Here is a 23,127-nt window from a genome sequence, read left to right as displayed (position 1 = left end):
TCTCCGCGGCGGTACCCTTGAGGTGAGGGCGCCCACGAAGCGCCCGCACAGCCGCGCCCACAAGGCGATGAACACAAGGAGCCGATCGATGTCGATCACCCACGCCCCCGCGCCGTCCCCGTCCAACGGGGTCCACGCCGCACTGCCCGCCGACGCACCCGACCACGAACGCGTGCTCATCACGCGGGGTCCCCGCTCCGGGCTCACCATCATCGTCGCGGTGCACTCCACCGCCCTCGGCCAGGCCCTCGGCGGAGCCCGGGTCTGGCACTACGAGCACTGGACCGATGCGCTCGCCGACGCGCTCCGCCTGTCGCAGGCCATGACGCTGAAGAACGCCGCGGCCGGCCTCGCTCGCGGCGGCGGCAAGTCGGTCGTCTGCATCCCCGCCGGCGAGACCCTCGACGAGGCCCGTCGCCACGACGCGATGCTCGACCTCGGCGACGCCGTCGAGTCCCTCGGCGGCGCCTACATGACCGCTGAAGACGTCGGCACGAGCGCCGAGCTCATGTCGGTCGTGCACGAGCGCACCGAGCACGTGTGCGGCCTGCCCGCCGACGAGGGCGGGGTCGGCGAGCCCGCCGACGCCACCGCGGCCGGCGTGCACGCCGGCATCCTCGCCACGCTCGACCATTTGTTCGGGTCGCGCGACGTCGCCGGTCGCCACTTCGTCATCGCGGGCCTCGGGCAGGTCGGCGGGCGCCTCGCCCGGGCGCTCGCCGCGGGCGGCGCGCGCCTCACGGTCGCCGACGTGCACGAGGGCAAGCGCGCGCTCGCCGACGAGCTCGGCGCCGAGTGGGTCTCCCCGGCCGAGGCGCACCGCGTCGAGGCCGACATGTTCGTGCCGTGCGGCCTCGGCGGCGTGCTCACGCCCGAGGTCGTCCAGGAGCTGCGGGTCCGCGCGGTCGTCGGTGCGGCGAACAACCAGCTCGCCGAGCGCGACGTGGCACGGATGCTCCGTGGCCGCGGCATCGCGTGGGCGCCCGACTTCGTCGTGAACGCCGGCGGGGTCGTCTACCTCGACCTCGCGTCCGCACCGGGCATCGGCCAGGAGGAGCTCGACCGCCGCATCGCCGGCATCGGCGACGTCGTCGCCGCGGTCCACCGCGACGCCGACGCGGCCGGGATCACCACGCTCGAGGCCGCCGAGCGGCTCGCGGCGGCGCGTCTCGACGCGGCGCGCTGACCCGATCGGGGTGCGGGGCGACGGTGCGCCGTCGCCCCGCACCGTCGCCTCCGGATGCCTCGGACGGCGCGCATCGGGGCCCTCCGGGGCGTGCGCGACGGCCCCCCGCCCGGCCGATAGGCTCGACCGCATGACACCGCCCGCGACCCAGCCCCCGGCCGTGCCCGCCCTCGATCCCGCGCAGGCGACGGTCGCCCGTCGCTCGGTCGCGGCGATGGCGTCGGCCGGGGCGGTCGCGCTCATCGCGTTCGGTACCGGCGTGCTCGCGAACCTCGTCTCGCGCGACCAGAACCCCGTCGTGCTCGCCCAGGTCGTGCCCTACTTCGCACTCGCGGCGGTCGTGCTCTGGGGCCTGCTGTGCATCGGGAACGCCCTCGGCGCGCTCCGCGCGTGGTTCCTCGCGCTTCCGGTCGCGCTCACCTCGGCGGTCCTCGCCACGCTCCTCGCGGCGAGTGCCAACGTGCTGACGAGCGGCGTCCAGGTGTCGGCGCAGGTCTTCTCGCTCGTGCTCTCGAGCCTGCTCGGGCTCAACCTCCTCTTCATCGTCGCCGCCGTGGTCGCCGAGGTGTTCGTCGCCCCGCGCGTGGCCGCGTGGGTGCTCGCGCATCGTCCGCGCCGTGCCGCGCGACGCCTCGCGCTCGTGCGCATCCCCGCCTCGAACCTGGAGGAGGCCGAGCTGACCCACCTCGAGCGCCGCCCCGTCGACCAGGCGCTCGCCGACGAGCAGTGGGACGACTACTGCGCCGCGCTCGTGGCCGAGGGGTGGGAGACCGTCGAGGTCGACGCCGCACCCGACCTGCCCGACTCGGTGTTCATCGAGGACGCCGTCGTCTTCTTCGACGGACTCGCGGTGCTGGCGAACCCCGGCGCCGACTCGCGCAAGCCCGAGGTCGACGCCGTGGAGCGCGCCGTCCGCGCCTTCCCGGGCGTCGCGGTCGCACGGATCGCCGCGCCCGGCACCCTCGACGGCGGCGACGTCCTCAAGGTCGGCTCGATCGTCTACGTCGGTGCGTCCTCTCGGACCAACGCCGAGGGCATCCGCCAGCTCCGAGGCATCCTGTCACCGCTCGGCTACACGGTCGTCGCCGTGCCGATCACGCGGGCGCTGCACCTGAAGAGCGCGGTGACGGCCCTGCCCGACGGCACCGTCATCGGGTTCCCCGACCTCCTCGAGTCGACGTCGCTGTTCCCGCGGTTCCTTGCTGTGCCCGAGCCCGAGGGCGTCGCGGTGGTGGTCCTGTCGGACGAGACGCTGCTCATGTCGGCGTCGGCGCCGAAGTCCGCCGAGCTCGTCTCCGGACTCGGCTACCGCGTGGTCACGGTCGACATCAGCGAGTTCGAGAAGCTCGAGGGCTGCGTGACGTGCCTGTCGGTGCGCGTGCGCTGACGGGACCCGGGTCCGCGAACGACGCTCGCGCCTGATCGGGATTCGGTCTTGCGCCGCCCGCTGGCGCGGGCATATTCTGAAGGGCTGTCCGCTCGGGGAACCATCCGGCGGGCGATGGGCTCGTGACCACGACGCAGGAGGACGACATGAAGTACACCGGCATTCCCGCCCGCACCGTCGCGGCGTTCGGTGCATTCGTCCCGGCGCTCGCCTCCACCGTCACGGTCGACCGGGGCTAGCTCCCGGAACCGTCCAGCCGGCGGGACGCCGGCCGATTCCCTGCGGGGCACCGCCTCGCACCTCTCGTCCGCGCGCGATCACGTGCGCGACATCCGCGTCTCCCTTCGACGAGTCCGCATCCTCGCGACCCGTCGCGCTTCCCGGAAGGACCCCGGCGTGACCGCCACCCGACCCGCTCTCCACCCACCCCACGCCGAGCGCACCGGAACGGTGCGCGCACTCATGCGGCTGCGCGAGTTCGTGGGACCCGCCATGCCCGCGATCTACGCCAGCATGGCCGCCTACCTCGTCGCGCAGCTCATCGCGCTCGCGATCCCGCAGGTGCTCGAGGCGATCGTCGACGGCCCGCTCGCCGACGGCGACCGCGCCGCGATCGTCCCGCTCGCGCTGCTCGTGCTCGCCCTCGGGGCGGGCGAGGCCGCGATGTTCGCCCTGCGACGCTGGCTCGTGATCGGCCCGACCACCAGGGTCGAGGCGCGCATGCGCGACGCGCTGTACGCCAGGCTGCAGGACCTCCCCGTGAGCTTCCACGACCGCTGGCCGAGCGGCCAGCTGCTCTCGCGTGCGGTGAGCGACCTCGGCCTCATCCGCCGCTGGCTCGCCTTCGGCCTCGTGCTCCTCGTGATGAACCTCGTCGTCATCGTCGTCGGCGCCGTGGTGCTGATCTCGATGAGCTGGATGCTGGGACTCGTGTTCCTCGCCTGCTCGATCCCGCTGTGGATCGTCGGCTACCGGTTCGAGGGGCGGTACTCCGAGGTCTCGCGGCGCAGCCAGGACCAGTCGGGCGACCTCGCCACCGCGGTCGAGGAATCGGTGCACGGCATCCGCGTGCTCAAGGCGTTCGGCCGGGGCAAGCACGCCCTGAGCTCCTTCCGTGCGCAGGCCGAGCAGCTCCGTTCGACCGAGATCGAGAAGGCGCGCCTCGACGCGAACATCTGGGTGTGGATCCTGATCGTGCCGGCCGTGGCGATCGCGATCTGCCTCGTGCTCGGCGTCCAGCTCGCCGCGCAGGGCGAACTGTCGGTCGGGCAGCTCGTGGCGTTCTTCGCGACCGCCGCCGTGCTCGCCTGGCCCATCGAGTCGATCGGCTTCCTGCTGGCGTTCTCGCTCGATGCGCGGACCGCGACGGACCGCTACTTCGACATCATGGACAGCGAGAACGCCGTCCGCGACCCGGAGCGACCGGGCGAGCTCGGGTCGCCCCGCGGCGAACTCGCGTTCACCGACGTCCACTTCCGCTACCAGGACTCGCCGGATCGCTTCGGCGACCTCCTCGACGGCGTCGACCTCGTGCTGCGGCCGGGCGAGACGATGGCGCTCGTCGGCCTCACCGGGTGCGGGAAGACGACGATGACGGCGCTCACCACGCGCCTCTACGACGTCACGAGCGGCTCGGTGACGCTCGACGGCGTCGACGTGCGCGCATTCCGGCGCGAGGAACTGCGCCGCCACATCGCGATGGCGTTCGAGGACGCCACGCTCTTCTCCGCCTCCGTGCGCGAGAACGTGCTGCTCGGCCGGCCCGAGCTCACGGGCGACGCCGCGGCGGACCCGGCGGTCTCGGCCGAGGCGGAGCGGGTGCTGGACGAGGCGCTGCGCATCGCGCAGGCCGGCTTCGCGTACGACCTGCCCGACGGAGTCGACACGAAGGTCGGCGAGGAGGGCATGAGCCTCTCGGGCGGACAGCGCCAACGACTCGCGCTCGCGCGCGCGGTGGCCGCGAAGCCCGCGGTGCTCGTGCTCGACGACCCGCTGTCGGCGCTCGACGTGGCGACCGAGGCGCGCGTCGAGGCCGAACTCCGGTCCGTGCTCGCCTCGACGACCGCGCTGATCGTGGCGCACCGTCCGTCGACGGTGATGCTCGCCGACCGCGTCGCCCTCCTCGAGGACGGGCGGATCACCGCGGTCGGCACCCACTCCGAGCTCCTGCGCGAGTCGCAGCACTACCGCTTCGTCATCTCGAGCCTGGAGGACGAGGAGCGCCGCGCCCACGCGGAGGCGTCCGACCTGATCGACGGCGAGGGCCGCGACACGCGGCCGACGGAGTCGGTTGCAGCCCGAACACCCGTGGAGTCCGAACCGAAGGAGGCGATCCGATGAGCACCGTGACCGGCGTGCAGGGCGAGGAGCGCGACGAGTACACGAAGGCGGAGTCCCGGTGGATCCGCCGGCGGAGCCTGCGCCTGCTCGGCTCCCTGCTGCACCCGCTGCGGGCGCAGCTCTGGGTGACGATGGCCGTCATCGTCGTCTCGACGGCCGCCCAGGTGGCCGGCCCGGCGATCATCGCGTACGGCATCGACCAGGGCCTTCCCGCGCTCATGCGGCAGGACTGGCTGCCCGTCGGGCTCGCAGGGCTCGCGTACCTCGTGACGGGCGCCATGGGCGCGTTCCTCATCGCGTGGTACATCCGCATGGCCGCGCGCGTCAGCCAGGCCGTGCTCATCGACCTGCGGACGCGCGTGTTCCTGCACACGCAGAAGCTGTCGCTCGAGTTCCACGAGTCGTACACGTCGGGCCGGATCATCTCGCGCCAGACGAGCGACCTCGACGCGATCCGCGAGCTCATGGACGAGGGCATCAACCAGCTCGTGCGGGGGCTGCTGTACATGCTCTTCACGGCGATCGCGCTCGTGTGGCTGGACTGGCTCTCCGGGCTCGTCCTGCTCGCGACCCTGCTCCCGCTCGTCGCGCTGACCCGCTGGTTCCAGGTGCGATCGCAGAAGCTGTTCCGGCGCTCGCGCGTCGCCAGCGCGAAGCTCATCGTCCAGTTCGTCGAGACCATGACGGGCATCCGGGCGGTCCAGGCGTTCCGCTCGGAGCGGCGCAACGAGCGCGTGTTCGGCGACCTCGTCGAGGACTACCGCGACGTGAACGCCCGGGCGCTCGGGCTGTTCGCCGTGTACAACCCCGCGCTCAACTTCATGGGCTACGTCGCGGTCGCCGGCGTGCTGCTCATCGGCGGCTTCCGCGTGGCCGACGGGGTGCTCGAGGTCGGCGTGCTGCTCGCGGCGGTGCTCTACACGAAGCGCTTCTTCGACCCGATGGAGGAGCTGGCGATGTTCTACAACTCCTACCAGTCGGCCGCGTCGGCGCTCGAGAAGATCTCGGGCGTCCTCGAGGAGCAGCCGAGCGTGCCCGATCCGACCGAACCGGTCGACCTCTGGACGGCCGAGGGGCGGGTGCGATTCGAGTCCGTCGAGTTCGCGTACACGCCCGACCGGGTCGTGCTGCCGAGGTTCGACCTCGACGTGCCGGCCGGGCAGACGGTCGCGCTCGTCGGGTCGACGGGCGCCGGCAAGTCGACGCTCGCGAAGCTGATCTCGCGGTTCTACGACCCGAGCGACGGCGTCGTCGAGCTCGACGGGGTCGACCTGCGCCGCATGCACCCGAAGGACCTGCGCCGCGCGATCGTCATGGTCACGCAGGAGGCGTACCTCTTCTCCGGGTCGGTGGCCGACAACATCGCGCTCGGCAAGCCCGACGCGAGCTTCGACGAGATCGTCGGCGCCGCGAAGGCGGTCGGCGCGCACGAGTTCATCGAGGGCCTGCCGAACGGCTACGACACCGACGTGAACAAGCGCGGCGGGCGCGTCTCGGCGGGCCAGCGCCAGCTGATCTCGTTCGCGCGCGCGTTCCTCGCCGACCCCGCGGTGCTGATCCTCGACGAGGCGACGAGCTCGCTTGACATCCCGAGCGAGCGGCTCGTGCAGGAAGGCCTGCAGACCCTGCTCGCCGACCGCACGGCGGTCATCATCGCGCACCGCCTGTCGACGGTCGCGATCGCCGATCGCGTGCTCGTCATGGAGCACGGCCGCATCGTCGAGGACGGCTCGCCCGCCGACCTCATCGGCGGCACGGGCCGGTTCGCGGCGCTGCACGCGGCCTGGCGCGACTCGCTCGTCTAGGGGGAGGAGTGCGGCGAGCGGATGCCCCGGGCGCGAGCCCGGGGCATCCGCCCTGTCGTCGGCTCAGGCCGGCGACACCTCCACGACCGGTGTGCGCGCGATCCCGTTGAAGCCGGTCGCGGTCGCCCAGGTGTAGGCGCCCATCATCGGCGAGACCAGAAGGTCGCCGTCGGCGAGCGGCGGGAGCGGCAGGTGCCGCGCGACGACGTCCACGCTGTCGCAGGTCGGCCCGGCGAGCGTCACCGGAACACGCGTCCGCGTGAGCACGCGCCGCGTCGCACGCTCGGCCGCGTCGTCGCCGACCGGCCGCACGCCGAGCTCGGCCGCCGCGAAGACCAGCGCGTGCACGTCCTCGGCCGGGATGTTCGAGTAGCCGCCGTACACGCCGTCGTCGAGGTGGTGCCAGCGTCCGTCGGCGCGGTCGTTCGTCCCGATCACGCGAGTGACGAGCGTCATCGCCGGCGCGGCGACGAAGCGGCCGGGCTCGATGACCACCCGCACGTGCTCGGGCACGGCGGCGAGCGCAGGGCGGATGCCTCGCGCCAGTTCGGGGAGCGGCGGCACCGGTTCGTCGTAGCCGACGGGGAACCCGCCGCCGAGGTCGAGCACCTCGAAGCGGATGCCGTGCCGCGCCTCGAGCGAGCGCATGAGCTGCACCGTCGTCGCGATCGCCCGCACCCACGGCGTCGCCGAGGTCGTCTGGCTGCCGACGTGGAACGTGAACCCGCGCACCGCGAGGCGGGACCGCCGGCACAGGTCGACGAGCGCCGGCGCGTCCTCGGGTGCGACGCCGAACTTCGATGACAGGTCGGACTTCGCGTCGGGGTTCGGGAACGACAGCCGCACGAGCACGCCCACGTCATGGGTCGGGAGCCCTGCGAACTTCGCGACCTCCGACGGGCTGTCCACCACGAAGGTGCGGATGCCGCGCAGGTACGCGCCCGTGATGTCGGCCACCGACTTCACCGGGTGCGTGTGCAGGCACCGCCCGATGGGGACGCCCTCGCGTTCGAGCAGGTCGATCTCCCCGCGGGACGCCACCTCGAAGGAGGCGCCGAACCCGTGCACCGCGCGGATGACCGCCGGGTGGGGGAGCGACTTCGTCGCGAAGTGGATCGCGGCGGACGGCAGCTCGCGGCGGAGCGCGAGCAGTTGCGTCGCGACCCGGTCGACGTCGAGCAGGAACAGCGGCGAGCCGTGCTCGCGCACGAGCGGGCCGAGGCGGATGCGCTGCGCGTACGCCGCGAGCTCGCGCCGGACGAGCTCGCGGTGCGGCGGCGGCACTGCGATCGGGCCCGTCGCGGTGCCGAGGAGGCGGCGGCCCGGGTGGGGGCGGCGCGGGCGCAGGTCGCCAGGGGCGGCAGGCGCGTCGGGCGGGCTCGGCGCGACCCGGTCGAGGTCCGTCGGAGACTCGGGCACGAGCGTCATCGGAGCGCTCCTTCGAGACGGGGCGCCGTCGGCGCCGGAGTGGCGGGATCGCGGGCGGGCTCCGCGCGGCGGCGGCGTCGCGGCGGGGCCGGCCGGCTCGCGGCATCCGCCCCGCCGTCGGGCAGGATCAGGCGCCGCCCGAGCTCGAACGAGACGATCGCGACGGCGTAGAACACGACGTCGGCGGCGAGCTTGCCGACGAGCCAGCCCGTCGGGTTCGGCCCCAGCACGGTCGTCGCCGCGACGAGGAGCGCGGGCCTGACGAGGAACGTGTCGAGCGCCTCGGCGGGTCCGAACTCCGTGACGAGCCCCCGCAGCGTGAGCACGACCGCGACGAACGCGCGCCGCGGCGCGCCCCGATGGCGGCGCACGCGCCTCGATCGCAGGTGCCCGCGGATGCCGCGGACGACGACGAGCGCGTAGTAGCCGACCCCCTCGGCGACCGTGCCGGCCACTGCGGCCGCGACGAGCGACCCGGAGGCCTCGTACGCCGCCGCCGCACCCGCGATCGCCGCCACGGTGCCGAGCACCTCGAGCGGCAGGTATCGCGCGATCCACTGCGCGATGCGTCCGCGTTCCGATCCGAGCATGCGCCAAGCGTCGCGGGCGGCGTCGCCCGCCGGATCGGGGCGGTCACCGCCGGTCGGTCCGGGTCATCACTGAACGCCTGCAGCGGCGCGGGCGCGGTGGAGCTCCGCTCGGCTCAGCCGAGCGGAGCGCGGTCCACCCGGTCGTCCATCTCCGGCAGCCGGCTCACGGCGTCCGGCATCCACCAGACCACGTTCGCCCAGGCGATGATGAACGCCGCGGCCGCGACGGTGTCCTCGAGCAGCGGGGCGATGCCGGCCGTGACGGCCGTCGCCAGCGCGTAGGCGACGAGGCCGGCCGCGACCGACAGGAGGGTCACGGTGAGCCAGTTGACCAGGTTGACGGGGAGACCCCGACCGGCGGGGGACGGATCGGGTGCGGTGGCGATGTCGACGCAGTCCTCGTCGGACCCGGCCCCCGGGCGGCGGTAGCGGATGAGCAGCCAGTCCCAGGTGAGCGAGATCGTGACGGCCGCGGCGCCGATCGCGAGCGCGATCCAGTTGAACTCCTGGGGGACCTCGAGCACGGCGGGGGTCTCGTCCGCCGTCGCGAGCTCGACGCCGAGCTGCACGAGCGGCAGCACCCCGCCGAGCAGCGCGAAGACCGAGATCATGGCGACCGTCCGCCGGTCGCGCCCCGGGATCGGCGCGCGCGTGGCCGCGGTCGCGAAGTGCACGGCGAGGGCGCCGAGCGTGGCCGTGACGGCGATGCAGAGCAGGATGAGCAGGAAGTTGCTGCCGATGATCGCGATCATGAGCGGCACCACGCTCGCGATGGCGACGCCGGCCATGAACCAGGCGGGCCTGCGGGCCCTGAGGCGCGCACGCTCCGCGTCGTCGCGGGCGGTGCCGTGGAGGTGGTCGACGACCCGTGACCAATGACGGAATCGCGACGCCACCTGGCCCACCACGACCGCGACGGCGGCCAGGCCGGTCAACAGGGCGAGACCCATCCACAGGCCGGACCTGAGTTCGAGGTCGTCCCAGGTGAGCAGCCAGGCGGTCGCCGCCGCGAAGGCCGACACGAGCGCCAGTCGCGGCGGATCGACCACGGTCGGCACGGCGACGAGGATCGGGCGGAGGAGGGCGAGCACCGCGCCGGCGATCCAGCGCGTGCCCTTCCGCGTCGGCTGCACCACGACTCGGTCGAGCAGCCTGACGGCCCGCGACGCCATCGCGAACCGGTAGGCGGGGTCGAGGTTGAAGATCGTGTCGGTGCCGGCGCGGAGCCGACCCCGTCGGGCCGCAGCCGGGTCCGCGGCGGCGGGGGCGCCCGGCGCCGCTCCGGGCACGGGCTCGAACGGTGACAGCCCGCACTCCGCGTACCTCGGATCGTCGGCCTCGGCGAGCACCGCGTCCTGCAGGGACTCGACCGCCGGGTCGGCGAGGATCTCCTCGGGAGCGAGCGAGGCGAGGAACCGCGTCACCCCGGCGGCCCCGTCGAGGCGGCCCCACCACCAGTCGTTGACCCGCCAGTCGCGGGCGAGGAACCCGAGGAAGTTCCCGATCCCGTACCCTGCGAGCTTCGAGCCGCGGTCGAGCGCCGCCGTCTCGGACGACGCCTGGATCGCGGCGGCGGCCTGCTCGGCGGTGAGGTCGCCCTTCCTGAGGACCGCGCTCAGCATCGTGAACCAGCGATCGGCCACGAGCGCATCGAAGTCCCCGACGCGGGCGGGCGGCTCATCGACGCCGATCGCCCAGTACCGCACGTTGGAGAGCGCGGGCGGGATCCCTGCTGCGTGGTAGAGCGGCGGGAGGTCGGCGGCCGAGAGCACCGGAGCGTGCGCGAGCGGGCGCCAGGCGGAGGCCGTCCAGGCGGGCTCGGGCGGTCGGGTGCCGTCGGCGATCTCGGCCTCGACCGTCTTCGCGGCGATCCGGAGACGCGCGACGGCACGGTCGAGGTTGTCCCAGAGTTCGTGCTCGCGGTCCCGACGGCTCTCCGCCAACCACGCATCGATCCACTCGCGCAGGTCGTCGGGGGCGGGCTTCCGGTCGCCGTCCGCGAACGCCGCGGTGAGTTCGAGGACCTTCGCCGTCGCGCGATCCCGACCGTCGATCGCGGCGGTGAGCGCGTCGTACGCGGCCGTGCGGACGGTGGCGAACGCGAAGCCGTGTCGTGAACCGGGCTCTGCGGGCAGCGCCTCGAGCGCCCGCGCCCATCCGAGGACGCAGTTGGCCGCGTCGGCGAGGGCGAGCGGCGACCGGGCGAACGCGTCGCGGTGCGTCGACGAGAGCCCGGAGACCCGCTGGGCCGCGACATCCGCCATGGCCGTCAGGTCGACGAGCGGAATCGGCCGGTAGCGTCGGCGATGCCCGAGCGACGAGTGCAGCTGCCACAGGCTGGGCGCGGCGATCGTCTCGGCCAGGTGGTCGGCCAGGTCGACGCCGAGCGCTCGCTGGTAGGCCCGGCGCCGATCGGGGACGGCCGCCGGGTCGGCGAGGGAACTCGCGACGAGCGGCGCCGCGCTCTCGAATCGCGCCCTGGCGACCTGCTGCGCGGTGTTGAAGCGCTCGAGCTCCGCGACCTCGCGCGTCACCGACTCGCGCCGCAACTGCTTGTCGGTCATGGCCTTGATCGCCCGGAAGAAGCGGGAGGCGTTCGGGTCCCAGTCGACTCGCCCGCCGAGCGGCGGATCGGGTTCCGGGTCGAGGAAGAGCATCGCGCGGTCCGCCCGGCGCTGGGACATCCTCGAGCGCGCCGCACGGAGCGCGCGCTCGATCGGGACGTTGTCGAAGACCGCGCCGTCGACGACGCGGTAGGGGGTCGCAGCGCTCGACCGATGCCCGGCGAACGCGAACCGCATCCCGGGCCCGCCCGGCAGGTCGGCCTCGTCGCCGCTGTCGGCCCGGCCCCCGAACGACTCGATGTTCCCGGGCTCGAACCCGCCGGGCAGCGATGACGTCGATCGGGCGGCGAGTGCGAGCCTGCTGAGGTTCACCAGGTCGTCATGGCGGTCGTCCGCCGGCTGCGGACGCTCCGGCGTCTCTCGCTCCCGATGCCGCGCCGGGATCCGGTTGTCCAGCAGGTGCGCCTCGTGGCCGACGAACCGGAAGTGCCCGCGCCCCTCGTTCGCGTCCTCCTCGTACTCGTCGCCCGCGTCGATGACGGTGACGGAGAGGTCGACCGCGGTGTACTCGGACGCGAGGTCGGGATGCCGGTCCTCGGTGTCGTAGATCCCCGTGAGGGCCTTCGCGGTCTCACGGCGGAAGTAGTCCTCGCCCTGCATGAGCGCCAGGATTCCGCGCGCGCCGGGCGGGTGCAGGAGCCCCCAGAACCCGCCGACCGTGCCCCAGGTGCTCAGGAGGAGGTCGAGGCCGGTTCCGGCCCGTTGCGCGACGGCGTACACGACCGCATTGAGCCCGCCGGCGCTCGCACCGGCCAGGAGGTCGAACTCGACGCGGTCGTAGCCCGCCGCGTCGAGCAGCTCGGCGTACACCTGCAGGCGGGCGAGGACGGGCTCGGTCAGCGGGCGCTTCGCGGTCTCGGGGACGAGCGCGACGGTCTCGTCGCCGACGTCGAACAGGCGGATGCGACGCAGCAGGTCGAGTTCTGCGACGGTGCCGCCGATCCAGACTGCGAGGCTCACACCGCCGCGCATCGCGAGTGCGACGCGGAGCGTGCGGTTGAAGGATGCCACGGCCCCCGGGTGATCGCGCTCGAGCACGTCGGACACGGATTCGCCGGGCCGGACGACGACCAGCCGGACGGGCCGATCCGTGCCGGTGACGCGCGCCGGAGGCGGGACCGCCGCCGCGGTGACGTGCGACGGCGACGGGGACGGGGCGGATGCCGGCGACGAACCGGATCGGACCATGACGCTCCTCGGGTGGACGGCGCGGGCCGGCGCCTCGGGGTGCGCGCGGCGGGCAGGGTGCGCGACCTGCACCCAGCGTGGCACGGTCGGCGCCCCGGGCGCACGGCCCTGTCCCCACAACGGGGTCCCCCACGGGTGCGGCCCTGCGCGTATTGTCGGCAGAAGGCGGCGCATGGACGTCGGGGGCTCACGCACGCCTTCGATCGGAGGTGCCCGGATGGTTGAGCGCACGGAGGACCGGCCCCTGAGGGTCGCCATCGCTGACGACGCGCTGCTGCTTCGCGAGGGGATCGCGAAGGTGCTCGAGGGCGGCGGCATCGAGGTGGTGTCTTCCGTCGGGACCGCCGACGAACTGCTCGCCACGATCGACGACCTCGACCTCGACGCCGCCGTGCTCGACATCCGCATGCCGCCGACCCATCGCGACGAGGGCATCGTGGCGCTCGAGCGCATCCGGCAGGACGGGTCCGACATCGGCATCCTCCTGCTCTCGATGTACGCCACGCCCGAGTACGCGCTCCGCGTCATGGGTGCCGGCAGCGGCACCGGCTACCTGCTCAAGGAACGCGTGTCCGAGCCGCAGACGCTCGTGCGCGCCGTGCAGACCGTCGCCTCGGGCGGTTCGGTCGTCGACCCCGAGGTGGTCGAGCAGCTCGTCCAGCGCACGCGCGCCGACGACCCGCTCGCGCGGCTCACCGAACGCGAGCGGTCGGTGCTCGAGCTCATGGCCCAGGGGTACTCCAACGGCGGCATCGCGCAGGCCCTGTTCCTGGGCCTGAAGACCGTCGAGACCCACGTCCGCAGCATCCTGCAGAAGCTCGACCTCGAGGAGTCGCCCGAGCACCACCGCCGCGTGCTCGCGGTGCTGACGCTCCTCGGCCAGAGGTGATGCCCTGGTGATGGCCCCGGGCCGCCGCGGGCGGATCGCACGACGGACCGCGGTGATCGCGACCGTCGTCGCGATCAGCCTGTTCATGGAGGTCTCGGGCTACCTCGCGACGCCCGAGGCCCTGCGTCCCGAGCTGTCGTGGACGACCGTGCACGCGATGGTGCCGCTCGTGTTCGCGGCGTGTGCCGGCGTGGCGTGGGCGATCGGGCCGAACCCGGTGCCGGCGCGGCTCATGATCGTGTTCGTCCTGTTCTGGATCCCGCAGGCGTTCTACCCGGTCATCGAGTCGCTCGGCTGGCTCTGGCCGATCCTCCGCGGCGTCGACCTCGGGTGGGCGGTGGTCGCCGGCATCCTCGTGCTCGTCTACCCGCGCGGCGGCCTCGGCGACCGGTTCGACCGGTTCATCGCGTCGACGGCGCTCGTGGCGACCGTCGTCAACTTCTTCACGGTGCTCGCGCTCGCCGGGCCGGATTCGGTGCCGTGCGACTGCGTGCCGAACCCGTACCGGCTCGCCGAGGCCCCGACCGTCTTCGCCATCGTCGACATCGGGTACCGCTTCGTCGGGGTGGCGCTGGCGATCGCGATCGCCATCAGGCTGCTGCTGCGCTGGGTCCGCGGGAGCGTGCCGGCGCGCACGGTCGCGTTCCTGATGCCGGTCGCGCTGCTGTCGTGGGTGAGCACGCTCGCCGCGCAGATGGTCCGGTACGCGACCGGAGCCGCGCCGAACCTCGCGCTCGAGACCGTCTCGCTCATCGCGATGGCGTCGGTGCCGGTGTGCTTCGTCGCGGGCATCGCGCACGCGCGCAACATGCGCGCCCGCGTCGCCGACCTCATGCGCATCACGCGCGAGGGCGCCGACCGCGGGCTGTGGGCCGAGTCGCTCGCGCGCACGCTCCGCGACGACTCGGTGCGGGTCTTCTGGTGGGAGGAGGAGCGCGGACGGTACGTGGACGCCGCCGGTCGCCCGATCGACTCGGCCGAGGAGGGTCGGGGCCACAGCATCCTGCCGGTCGCGTCGCCGAGCGGCCTGCCGATCGCGCTGATCCGGCACGATCGGGTCCTGACGGACAACATGCGACTGCTCGACGGCGTCTCGAGCGCCCTCCGGCTCTCCGTCGACAACGGCCGGCTCCGGTCGGAGATCGAGCGGACGCTCGAGCAGGTGCGCCAGTCGCGCCAGCGCATCGTCGAGGCGGGGGACGAGGCGCGCCGGCGCATCGAGCGGGACCTCCACGACGGAGCGCAGCAGCACCTCGTCGCGGTGGGCATGCAGCTGCGGATCGCCGCGAACGCGGCGCGCGCCACCGACGACGACGACCTCGCGAGCGAGCTGGAGGAGTCGATCGCGACCCTGAACCAGGGCCTCAAGGAACTGCGCGAGCTCGCGCACGGCATCCACCCGAGCCTGCTGTCGCAGGGCGGCCTCGCGCTCGCGCTGCCCGAGCTCGCCGGGCGATGCCCGGTGCCCGTCGACATCGCGGTCCAACCCGAGGGGCGGCTCGCCGAGCTCGTCGAGTCGACCGCGTACTTCGCCGTCGCCGAGTCGCTCGCGAACGTCGCCAAGCACTCGCAGGCGACGCGCGCGTGGGTCAGGGCGTACGTCGAGGGCGACGAGCTCGTCCTGACGATCCGCGACAACGGCGTCGGCGGCGCCTCGCTCGACCGCGGTACCGGCATGCTCGGCATCGTCGACCGGATCGACGCGGTGGGCGGGGTGATCGACCTCGACTCGCCGCCCGGCGCGGGGACCAGCGTGACCATCCGGATGCCGGCGCACCTCGAGGCCGCGGAGGACCTCCCGGCATCCGGGTCAGGGCTCCTCGTGGCCGCAGAACCCGGCGTCGAGCCGCCGGATGCGGCCGCCTCGCCCTCGCCCGCGAACTCCGTTGCGCCGGGCATCGTCTCATCGCCGGCCGATCTCTGAGGGCGGCGGACGCCCCGTGGTGCGGGCCGCGTCCCGGCACCGTCGGTGCTCAGCCGCGCCAGCGGCACGCCGCGATGTCGATCCGGTACCCGTCCTCGTCATCGACGGACCGGATCGGGACGCCCTCTGCGTCGTAGTGCGGCCGCGCGGCGTCGGCGTGCCCGGCCGGCGGGCGCCCGCCCGCGCGGATCACCCGCCACCAGGGCACGTCGCCGCCGTAGCGCGCCATGACCTGCCCGACCGCGCGCGCACCGCGCGAGCCGAGCGCCGCGGCGACGTCGCCGTACGTCATGACCATGCCGGGCGGGATGTCGGACACGACCGCGAGCACGGCGTCGACGAAGCCCTCGCCGTGCCGCGGCATCCGTCGCCCCTCCGACCGGTCGCGAGCGACCGGCTCAGCTCGCGAGCTGGAGCGCGCCGATGACGTCGCCGTACTGGGTCTCGCCGATGTCGCGGAAGCCGATGCGGTGGAAGAACTCGCCTGGGCCGCCCTCGCCGGGCTCCCACAGCACGGTGATGCGGTCGAACCCGCGGCTCTTCGCCTCTTCGGCGAGCGCGTGCGCGAGGAACCGGCCGACGCCCTTGCCCTGCGCCTCGGCGTCGACGTTGATGCGCCAGATGCAGGCCCGGAACTCCTCGTGCTCGTTCTCGGGGTCGAAGTTGCCGTGGATGAAGCCGACGACCTTGTCGTCGTTGAGCGCGACGCGCTGCCATGCGGTCGCAGGGTCGACGACGGAGGACTCGGCGGCGTAGGTGACCGGTGCGATGAACTGCTCCTGGCCCGGCTTCAGCGACAGGGTGTTCGCGGCGACGATGTTCGTCGCGTTCAGTTCTTCGAGTCGCAGATCAGCCATGCATCGCAGCCTAACCGCATGAGGTGGCGGGCCGGTAACCCTCATGCGACCGGATGGAACGACGACGGTCGGCGCGGCTCCGCCGGAACACCGGCGGGCGACGGGGGTCGGTGGGCGCAGCCGTGCCTCGTCGATCTCTCGATGTCGAGATATTCCGACGACGCGGTAAGCTGGTCGACGGCGTGTCCGGACACCCCCGAGACTTCCTCGCTTCCCAAGCAATCCCACGAGATCCCAAGGAGACCGCCCCTTGTCGAAGATCAAGGTCGAAGGTACCGTCGTCGAACTCGACGGCGACGAGATGACCCGCATCATCTGGCAGGCCATCAAGGACCAGCTCATCCACCCGTACCTCGACGTCAACCTCGAGTACTACGACCTCTCCATCCAGAAGCGCGACGAGACCGACGACCAGATCACGGTCGACGCCGCCAACGCGATCAAGCAGCACGGCGTCGGCGTCAAGTGCGCGACGATCACGCCCGACGAGGCGCGTGTCGAGGAGTTCGGCCTGAAGAAGATGTGGCGGTCGCCGAACGGCACCATCCGCAACATCCTCGGCGGCGTCATCTTCCGCGAGCCGATCATCATCTCGAACATCCCGCGGCTCGTGCCCGGATGGAACAAGCCGATCATCGTCGGCCGCCACGCGTTCGGCGACCAGTACCGCGCCACCGACTTCAAGTTCGAGGGCCCCGGCACGCTCACGATGACCTTCACCCCGCAGGACGGCTCCGAGCCGCAGCAGTTCGAGGTCTTCCAGGCGCCGGGCTCCGGCATCGCGATGGGGATGTACAACCTCGACGCGTCGATCCGCGACTTCGCGCGCGCCTCGCTGAACTACGGCCTCGACCGGAACTACCCGGTCTACCTCTCGACGAAGAACACGATCCTGAAGGCCTACGACGGCCGCTTCAAGGACATCTTCCAGGAGGTGTTCGACACCGAGTTCAAGGACAAGTTCGAGGCCGCCGGCATCACCTACGAGCACCGCCTCATCGACGACATGGTCGCGGCCTCGCTCAAGTGGGAGGGCGGCTACGTCTGGGCGTGCAAGAACTACGACGGCGACGTCCAGTCCGACACCGTCGCGCAGGGCTTCGGCTCGCTCGGCCTCATGACCTCGGTGCTCACCACGCCCGACGGCAGCATCGTCGAGGCCGAGGCGGCGCACGGCACGGTCACGCGCCACTACCGCCAGCACCAGCAGGGCAAGCCCACCTCGACCAACCCGATCGCCTCGATCTTCGCCTGGACGCGCGGCCTCGCGCACCGCGGCAAGCTCGACGGCAACCAGGAGCTGATCGACTTCTCGCACACGCTCGAGGACGTCATCATCACGACGGTCGAGTCCGGCGCCATGACGAAGGACCTCGCGCTCCTCGTCGGCCCCGACCAGGAGTTCCAGACCACCGAGCAGTTCCTCAACACGATCGACGCGAACCTCAAGGCGCGCCTCGGCGCCTGAGCCGCCCCGCTCGAGCGGTCCGAAGGGCCGGATGCCTCGCGCATCCGGCCCTTCGCCGTGTCCGCGACGCCTCGGTCGCCCTCGCGCGCATCCGAGTGCCGTTTCTGCGGTGGAGTACGGGATCAACCCGCACTCCACCGCAGAAACGGATCTTCGTCGCGGCTGGGTCGAGGGAGTGGGCGAGGATGGAGGCATGGCCCGCGGCATCCGTCTCATCCGGCGCTACCCCGTCGTCTCGCTCACGCTCGCGATCGGGGTCGTCGGCATCGTGCTGGCGCTCTCAGGGCAGGGCTGGCTCGTCGCGTGGATCTTCAGCGCGTACGCGCTCGCGATCGCCGCATGGCAGGCGGTCGGCATGGTGCGCGACATCCTGCGCGGGCACTGGGGGCTCGACATCCTGGCGGTCACCGCCATCGTCGCGACGGTCGTCGTGGGGGAGTACGTCGCCGCCCTGATCGTCGTGCTCATGCTCACCGGCGGCGAGGCGCTCGAGGACTACGCCAACCGCCGCGCCAAGCGCGAGCTCGACGCGCTGCTGACGCGGGCGCCGCAGCACGCGCATCGCGTGGTCGACGACCACTTCGTCGACGTGCCCGTCGACGAGGTGCGGCCGGGCGACCTGCTGCTCGTGCGGCCGAGCGAGATCGTGCCCGTCGACGGGACGCTGCGCTCCGACGAGGCATCCGTCGACGAGTCCTCGATCACGGGCGAGAGCATCCCCGTCGAGAAGGGCCCGGGCGATGAGCTGCTCTCCGGGTCGGTGAACGGCCCGGCCGCCATCGAGATCGTCGCGACCGCCCGCGCGGCCGACAGCCAGTACCAGCAGATCGTCGCGCTCGTCGCCGAGGCGGCAGCGAGCAAGGCGCCCGTCGTGCGGCTGGCGGACCGGTACGCCGTGCCGTTCACGGTCTTCTCGCTGCTGCTCGCGGGCGCCGCCTGGTGGGTCTCCGGAGATCCGGTGCGCTTCGCCGAGGTGCTCGTGCTGGCGACGCCCTGCCCGCTGCTCATCGCGGCGCCCGTCGCATTCATCGGGGGCATGAGCCGGGCCGCGCGCAACGGCGTGATCGTGAAGGGCGGCGGGGTGCTCGAGCAGCTCGCCCGCGCCCGGACGGCGGTCTTCGACAAGACCGGCACGCTGACGCACGGCGCGCCCGAGCTCGTCGCCGTCCGGCCCGAGCCGGCGTACGGCGAAGACGAACTGCTGGGGTTCGTCGCTTCGGCGGAGCAGTACTCGTCGCACGTCCTCGCGGCGTCGATGATCGACGCCGCGACCGACCGCGGCATCCCGCTCGTCGAGGCGACCGCCGCGCGCGAGGCCGCCACGAACGGCGTGGTCGCCCGGATCGACGGGCGGGAGGTCGTCGTCGGCAAGTTCGCGTTCGTCGCGGAGCACACCCCGGCGGCTCGCCGCACCGAGATCGCGCCCGGCGAGCTCGCGGTCTACGTCGCGGTCGACGGCGCGTACGCGGGGGCCGTGCTCGCCCGCGACCGCCTGCGCGGCAACGCGCCGGCGACGCTCGAACGGCTCGACCGGCTCGGCGTCCACCACACGATGATGCTCACGGGCGACGCGCAGGCGACGGCCGACCACATCGCGGCCGAGCTCGGCATCGAGCGCGTGCGGGCGGAGTGCCTGCCCGCCGACAAGGTGCACGAGGTGGCCGGCATCGCGGAGCGCCCGGTCATCATGGTCGGCGACGGCGTCAACGACGCGCCCGTGCTCGCGGCCGCCGACGTCGGGATCGCGATGGGGGCGCGCGGCGCCACGGCGGCGAGCGAATCCGCGGACGCCGTGATCCTCGTCGACGACATCTCCCGCACCGCGAAGGCCGTCGAGATCGGCCGCGACACGGTGCGGATCGCCCTGCAGTCGATCTGGCTCGGCATCATCGTGAGCGTCGTGCTCATGCTCGTCGCCGCGTTCGGGCTCATCCCGGCGACCGCGGGGGCGCTGCTGCAGGAACTCGTGGACCTCGCGACGATCCTGGCCGCCCTGCGCGCCATCGGCGGGCGCCGCGACGCCCGTTCGGCCGGGGTCGGCGGTCGCGCCGAGGTCGGGTCCGGGTCCGCGAGGTCGGACGCCGCGCGGCGCTGAGCGCCCGCGCGTCGGACCTCGCGCCGCCTCAGTCCGCGAGACCCGAGGTGTGCGCCACGACGACGGCCTGCACGCGGTCGCGCACGCCGAGCTTCAGGAGCACGCGCGCGACGTGCGTCTTCACGGTCGTCTCCGCGAGGAACAGCTCGGCGCCGATCTCGGCGTTCGAGAGGCCACGCGCCATGGCGCGGAGCACCTCGAGCTCGCGCGGGGTCAGCTCGGCGGCTCCGGCCGGTACGACCTCGGCCGGGCGCTCGATGTAGCTCTGCACGAGCCGGGCCATCACGCTCGGCCCGAAGGTCGACTCGCCGGCGGCGCACGCCTTCACCGCGGCGATCAGGTCGCGCGGCGGCGTGGTCTTGATGAGGAACCCGGATGCACCGGCACGCAGCGCGCCCGCGACGTAGTCGTCGAGGTCGAACATGGTGAGCACCATGACCCGTGCAGACGGGGCCGCGCGCAGGACCGGCGCGATCGCCGGGATGCCGTCGCCGCCCGGCATCTCGACGTCCATGAGCACGAGGTCCGGCAGCAGGCGAGCGGCCTCGGCCACGGCCGTCGGCCCGTCGTCGCAGACGGCGACGACCTCGAGGTCGGGGTCGCTCTCGAGGATCGAGACGAGCCCGCTCCTGAGCAGTTCGTGGTCATCGGCGAGGATCAGGCGGATCATCCGGGAGCTCCGCCCACGCGCGCGAGCGGCAGTCGCGCGACCACACGGAACCCGCGCTCGTCTCCCGGGCCCGCGGCGAACTCTCCGCCGACTCCGGCCACGCGCTCGGCCAGCCCCGTGAGCCCGTAGCCGGCACGGGATCGAGGGGCCACCGGTGCGCCGTCGTCGACCACGGAGACCTCCACCGTGTCGCCCACCAACTCGAGCCGGAGCGCGATGCGCGAACCCTGCGCATGGCGCACGGCGTTCGCGACGCCCTCCTGGGCGACTCGATACGCCGTCTCAGCGAGGTGGCGGGGCAGGTCGGGCACCGGTTCGGGCAGTGTCGCGACGACGTCGACGCCCGCGCGCCGCATCCGCTCGACCAGTGACGGCAGGTCGGCCGGGCCGCGGTCCGCGGAACCGCCGATCGCCGAGCCGGCCAGACGCGGCATCAGGTCGTCGAGCTCGTCGACGGCCTGATCCGCCGCCCCGACGAGCACCTCGATCGCCCGGATCGCGGCGGGCCGGTCGGAGGCCCACCGCACCTCGGCGGCGCCGGCCTGCATGACGATGACGCCGATCGTGGCGGACACCGCGTCGTGAAGCTCGCGCGCGGTCGCGACGCGGTCGCGCCGCACGGCCGCGTCGGCCTCGCGCGCGAGGACCGCTTCGTGCAGAGCGGCCCGGGCAGCGCTCCGGCGACGGCGGTCGTCGAGCACGCGGCTCGCGGCCCCGGTGATCGCGGCCGCGGCGAGGATGACGACGAGGACGCCGACGTTGTCGGGCGACCAGGCCACCTGCGACCACGTGGCGATCGCCGCGAGTGCGACCGGACCCGCGATCACGAGCGGTCCGCGCCGCGGGTGAGCGACGGCCGCCCACATCGGGAGACCGAATGCGAGCACGGTCCAGGTGCCGAATCGGATCGGCGACCCGAGCACGACTCCAACCGCCACCGCCGCCGCCTGGACGGCGAGCGCGGCCCCGGGGTCCACCCGCCAGGCCAGGGTCGCTGCGGCGGCGACGACGCCCAGGAGGACGGCGACGACGGATGGGCCGGGGAGGTCGAGCGCCGGACCGGCCAGCGACTCGACCAGGCACACTGCGACTGCGACCGCGGCGAGGACGAGGTCGGGGGCGCCCGGGCGCGGGCGCGGCGATGCGACCGGTCCTGCTCCCGCGGGCACGGGCCCGCCGTCGCCGCCGGGCGCTCGCAGCAGTTCGAGCAGGCGTCTGAGCTCGGCCGTCGCGGCGCGTCCGTCGTGCTGGATCGCGCGGAGGACGGCGGGAACGTCGGCAGGCGAGACGGGCGTCGTCGGGCCGGCGGTCGCGGGTTCGCCCGGGGCAGCTGCAGCGAGGTCGTGCCGCGAGCCCGCGGTGTCGTCGCCCTCCGAGCCCGCGGCCGGGGGGCGGAGCGGCGACGGAAGGGCGGCGGCGTGCGCCCGGATGCCGAGCACCGCGCGACGCACGACCGCCTCGATGTCCGCGGACATCCTCGCCCGTTCCTCGTCGACCGCGGCACGGGCGGCCTCCTCCGGCGAGCGCACGATCGTCGCCGCCGCGAGCGAGGCGGCGCGGTGCGCGGACCGCCACGCGAGGACCGCCGCGCGCGCCCCGAGGCCGAGGAACGCGAAGAGGATCGACACGAACGCGACGTCGAGCGGCGGCAGAGCGCCCCCGTTCAGGGCTGCGACGGCGGCGACGGCCGCGGTGATCGCGACGACCGCCACGACGGCGAACGACCGGATGCGCGGACCCATGCGACGAACGCTAGTGCTCAGCCGAGGCTGTGCGCATCCTCCGTGGGAACGACCCCGATGCCCTGCCCGCGGAGGAGGGCGATCGGTCCCGACCGAGGACGACCGCGGTCCCCCTCGGCGGATGCGGCCGCGCACGTGCGACGGGAACCTGCTCCCGGTGGTCGTCGACCACCGCACCCAGTCGAACCGGAGGAACCAGCCATGTCCCGCATCCGCCTCGCCGCACTCATCTGCGCGATCGCCACGTCCGCGATCGCCCTCTCCGACGCGCTCACGCGCATCGTCACCGGCTCCGACTCGGTCTTCGCCGACGGAAGCGCACTGCCGTTCGTCTCCGCGGTGGGCGGCGCGGTCCACGTCGCCTGCTATGCGCTGATCGTGGTCGTCCTGTTCACGGTCGCGGCACCGGCGTTCCGTGGACGCCCGTGGCGTTCGGTCGTGCGGTGGGCCCTCGCGGCCGTGTACGGCACGATGGCGATCGGGCTGACCGTGCACCTGTTCGGCATCGAGCCCGAGGGCGTGCTCGGCATCGCCGTCAACGTCGGGTTCTTCGGGATGCTGCTCCTGCCGGCAGTGCTCGGCATCACGATGCTCGTGCAGGGCGACCGCTCGCCGTCGGCCTGGCTCCTGATCCTGACGCTGCCCGCGACGGTGCTCCTCTTCGTCCTGCCCGAGTCCGCGGCGCACCCGGGGTACGCGGAGACCTTCGCGAACCTGGGTCTCGTCCTGCTCGGCGTCGGCGCCGCGACCACGCGTGCCACGCGTGCGGCAGCGGGCCGGGTGCGTCCCGTCGGGTCGGTCGCGGCCTGAGGCCGAGGATCCGACCACGGCCCGCGACCCCGGTGCCGGAACGGCGCTCCGACCGCCCGTTCCGGCACCGGCCCGCGTCGGGGTCGTGCCGTCCATCCTCGAACCGGCAGGTCACGGGTTTGTA

General features: G+C 73.3%; 16 protein-coding genes. 9 read left to right on the top strand and 7 right to left on the bottom strand.

The window, feature by feature from the left end:
* The first annotated feature begins 88 nt into the window (after positions 1-88).
* From ABME02_RS16770 to ABME02_RS16755, 4 genes are all read left to right on the top strand, one after another.
* Positions 89-1,186, top strand: a complete 1,098-nt coding sequence (locus ABME02_RS16770) for a Glu/Leu/Phe/Val dehydrogenase dimerization domain-containing protein (RefSeq protein WP_353816482.1) — start codon at positions 89-91, stop codon at positions 1,184-1,186.
* 130 nt (positions 1,187-1,316) lie between these two features.
* A complete protein-coding gene (gene ddaH, locus ABME02_RS16765) occupies positions 1,317-2,573 on the top strand; it encodes a dimethylargininase (RefSeq protein ID WP_353816481.1) in 1,257 nt (418 codons plus the stop codon).
* Positions 2,574-2,969: 396 nt separating this feature from the next.
* A complete protein-coding gene (locus tag ABME02_RS16760) occupies positions 2,970-4,913 on the top strand; it encodes an ABC transporter ATP-binding protein (RefSeq protein WP_436408291.1) in 1,944 nt (647 codons plus the stop codon).
* Complete coding sequence (locus ABME02_RS16755) at positions 4,910-6,718, top strand: ABC transporter ATP-binding protein (RefSeq protein ID WP_353816480.1); 1,809 nt, start codon at positions 4,910-4,912, stop codon at positions 6,716-6,718. The genes ABME02_RS16760 and ABME02_RS16755 overlap by 4 nt, the downstream gene beginning before the upstream one ends.
* Before the next feature lie 63 nt (positions 6,719-6,781).
* Here ABME02_RS16755 and ABME02_RS16750 read toward each other — a convergent pair whose 3' ends face one another.
* From ABME02_RS16750 to ABME02_RS16740, 3 genes are all read right to left on the bottom strand, one after another.
* On the bottom strand, positions 6,782-8,146 hold the full coding sequence (locus ABME02_RS16750) for a type III PLP-dependent enzyme (RefSeq protein WP_353816479.1): 1,365 nt from the start codon (positions 8,144-8,146) through the stop codon (positions 6,782-6,784).
* Positions 8,143-8,736 carry a hypothetical protein gene (locus ABME02_RS16745; RefSeq protein ID WP_353816478.1) on the bottom strand — a complete coding sequence of 198 codons (594 nt, stop codon included), beginning with the start codon at positions 8,734-8,736 and terminating at the stop codon, positions 8,143-8,145. The genes ABME02_RS16750 and ABME02_RS16745 overlap by 4 nt, the downstream gene beginning before the upstream one ends.
* A 113-nt stretch (positions 8,737-8,849) precedes the next feature.
* Positions 8,850-12,548, bottom strand: coding sequence for a DUF3376 domain-containing protein (locus tag ABME02_RS16740; RefSeq protein WP_353816477.1), 3,699 nt, complete (start codon positions 12,546-12,548; stop codon positions 8,850-8,852).
* A 217-nt stretch (positions 12,549-12,765) separates the two neighbouring features.
* Here ABME02_RS16740 and ABME02_RS16735 point away from each other — a divergent pair, with 217 nt between their 5' ends.
* The gene (locus ABME02_RS16735) at positions 12,766-13,437 is read left to right on the top strand and encodes a LuxR C-terminal-related transcriptional regulator (protein WP_353816476.1); all 672 of its coding nucleotides are present in this window, start codon (positions 12,766-12,768) and stop codon (positions 13,435-13,437) included.
* Positions 13,438-13,447: 10 nt separating this feature from the next.
* The gene (locus ABME02_RS16730) at positions 13,448-15,361 is read left to right on the top strand and encodes a sensor histidine kinase (protein ID WP_353816475.1); all 1,914 of its coding nucleotides are present in this window, start codon (positions 13,448-13,450) and stop codon (positions 15,359-15,361) included.
* A gap of 49 nt (positions 15,362-15,410) precedes the next feature.
* Here ABME02_RS16730 and ABME02_RS16725 read toward each other — a convergent pair whose 3' ends face one another.
* Positions 15,411-15,725 carry an MGMT family protein gene (locus ABME02_RS16725; RefSeq protein ID WP_353816473.1) on the bottom strand — a complete coding sequence of 105 codons (315 nt, stop codon included), beginning with the start codon at positions 15,723-15,725 and terminating at the stop codon, positions 15,411-15,413.
* A 34-nt stretch (positions 15,726-15,759) separates the two neighbouring features.
* A complete protein-coding gene (locus tag ABME02_RS16720; protein WP_353816472.1) occupies positions 15,760-16,218 on the bottom strand; it encodes a GNAT family N-acetyltransferase in 459 nt (152 codons plus the stop codon).
* Positions 16,219-16,468: 250 nt separating this feature from the next.
* Here ABME02_RS16720 and ABME02_RS16715 point away from each other — a divergent pair, with 250 nt between their 5' ends.
* Positions 16,469-17,686, top strand: coding sequence for an NADP-dependent isocitrate dehydrogenase (locus ABME02_RS16715; RefSeq protein WP_353816471.1), 1,218 nt, complete (start codon positions 16,469-16,471; stop codon positions 17,684-17,686).
* A gap of 193 nt (positions 17,687-17,879) precedes the next feature.
* Positions 17,880-19,781, top strand: a complete 1,902-nt coding sequence (locus tag ABME02_RS16710; protein ID WP_353816470.1) for a heavy metal translocating P-type ATPase — start codon at positions 17,880-17,882, stop codon at positions 19,779-19,781.
* A gap of 28 nt (positions 19,782-19,809) precedes the next feature.
* Here the strand turns inward: ABME02_RS16710 and ABME02_RS16705 are convergent, their stop codons facing one another.
* Together ABME02_RS16705 and ABME02_RS16700 are read right to left on the bottom strand one after the other, a co-directional pair.
* On the bottom strand, positions 19,810-20,451 hold the full coding sequence (locus ABME02_RS16705; protein WP_353816469.1) for a response regulator: 642 nt from the start codon (positions 20,449-20,451) through the stop codon (positions 19,810-19,812).
* Complete coding sequence (locus ABME02_RS16700; protein WP_353816468.1) at positions 20,448-22,193, bottom strand: sensor histidine kinase; 1,746 nt, start codon at positions 22,191-22,193, stop codon at positions 20,448-20,450. The genes ABME02_RS16705 and ABME02_RS16700 overlap by 4 nt, the downstream gene beginning before the upstream one ends.
* 201 nt (positions 22,194-22,394) lie before the next feature.
* Between ABME02_RS16700 and ABME02_RS16695 the strand changes: the two genes are divergently transcribed.
* Positions 22,395-23,003: a hypothetical protein gene (locus tag ABME02_RS16695; protein WP_353816467.1), complete on the top strand. Its 609-nt coding sequence runs from the start codon at positions 22,395-22,397 to the stop codon at positions 23,001-23,003.
* Positions 23,004-23,127 lie beyond the last annotated feature (124 nt).

Origin of the sequence: Agromyces zhanjiangensis, assembly GCF_040496055.1 — a bacterium.
GTDB lineage: Bacteria > Actinomycetota > Actinomycetes > Actinomycetales > Microbacteriaceae > Agromyces > Agromyces zhanjiangensis.
The sequence above is the reverse complement of the archived record's forward strand: the minus strand, read 5'-3'. Positions and strand labels throughout refer to the sequence as shown.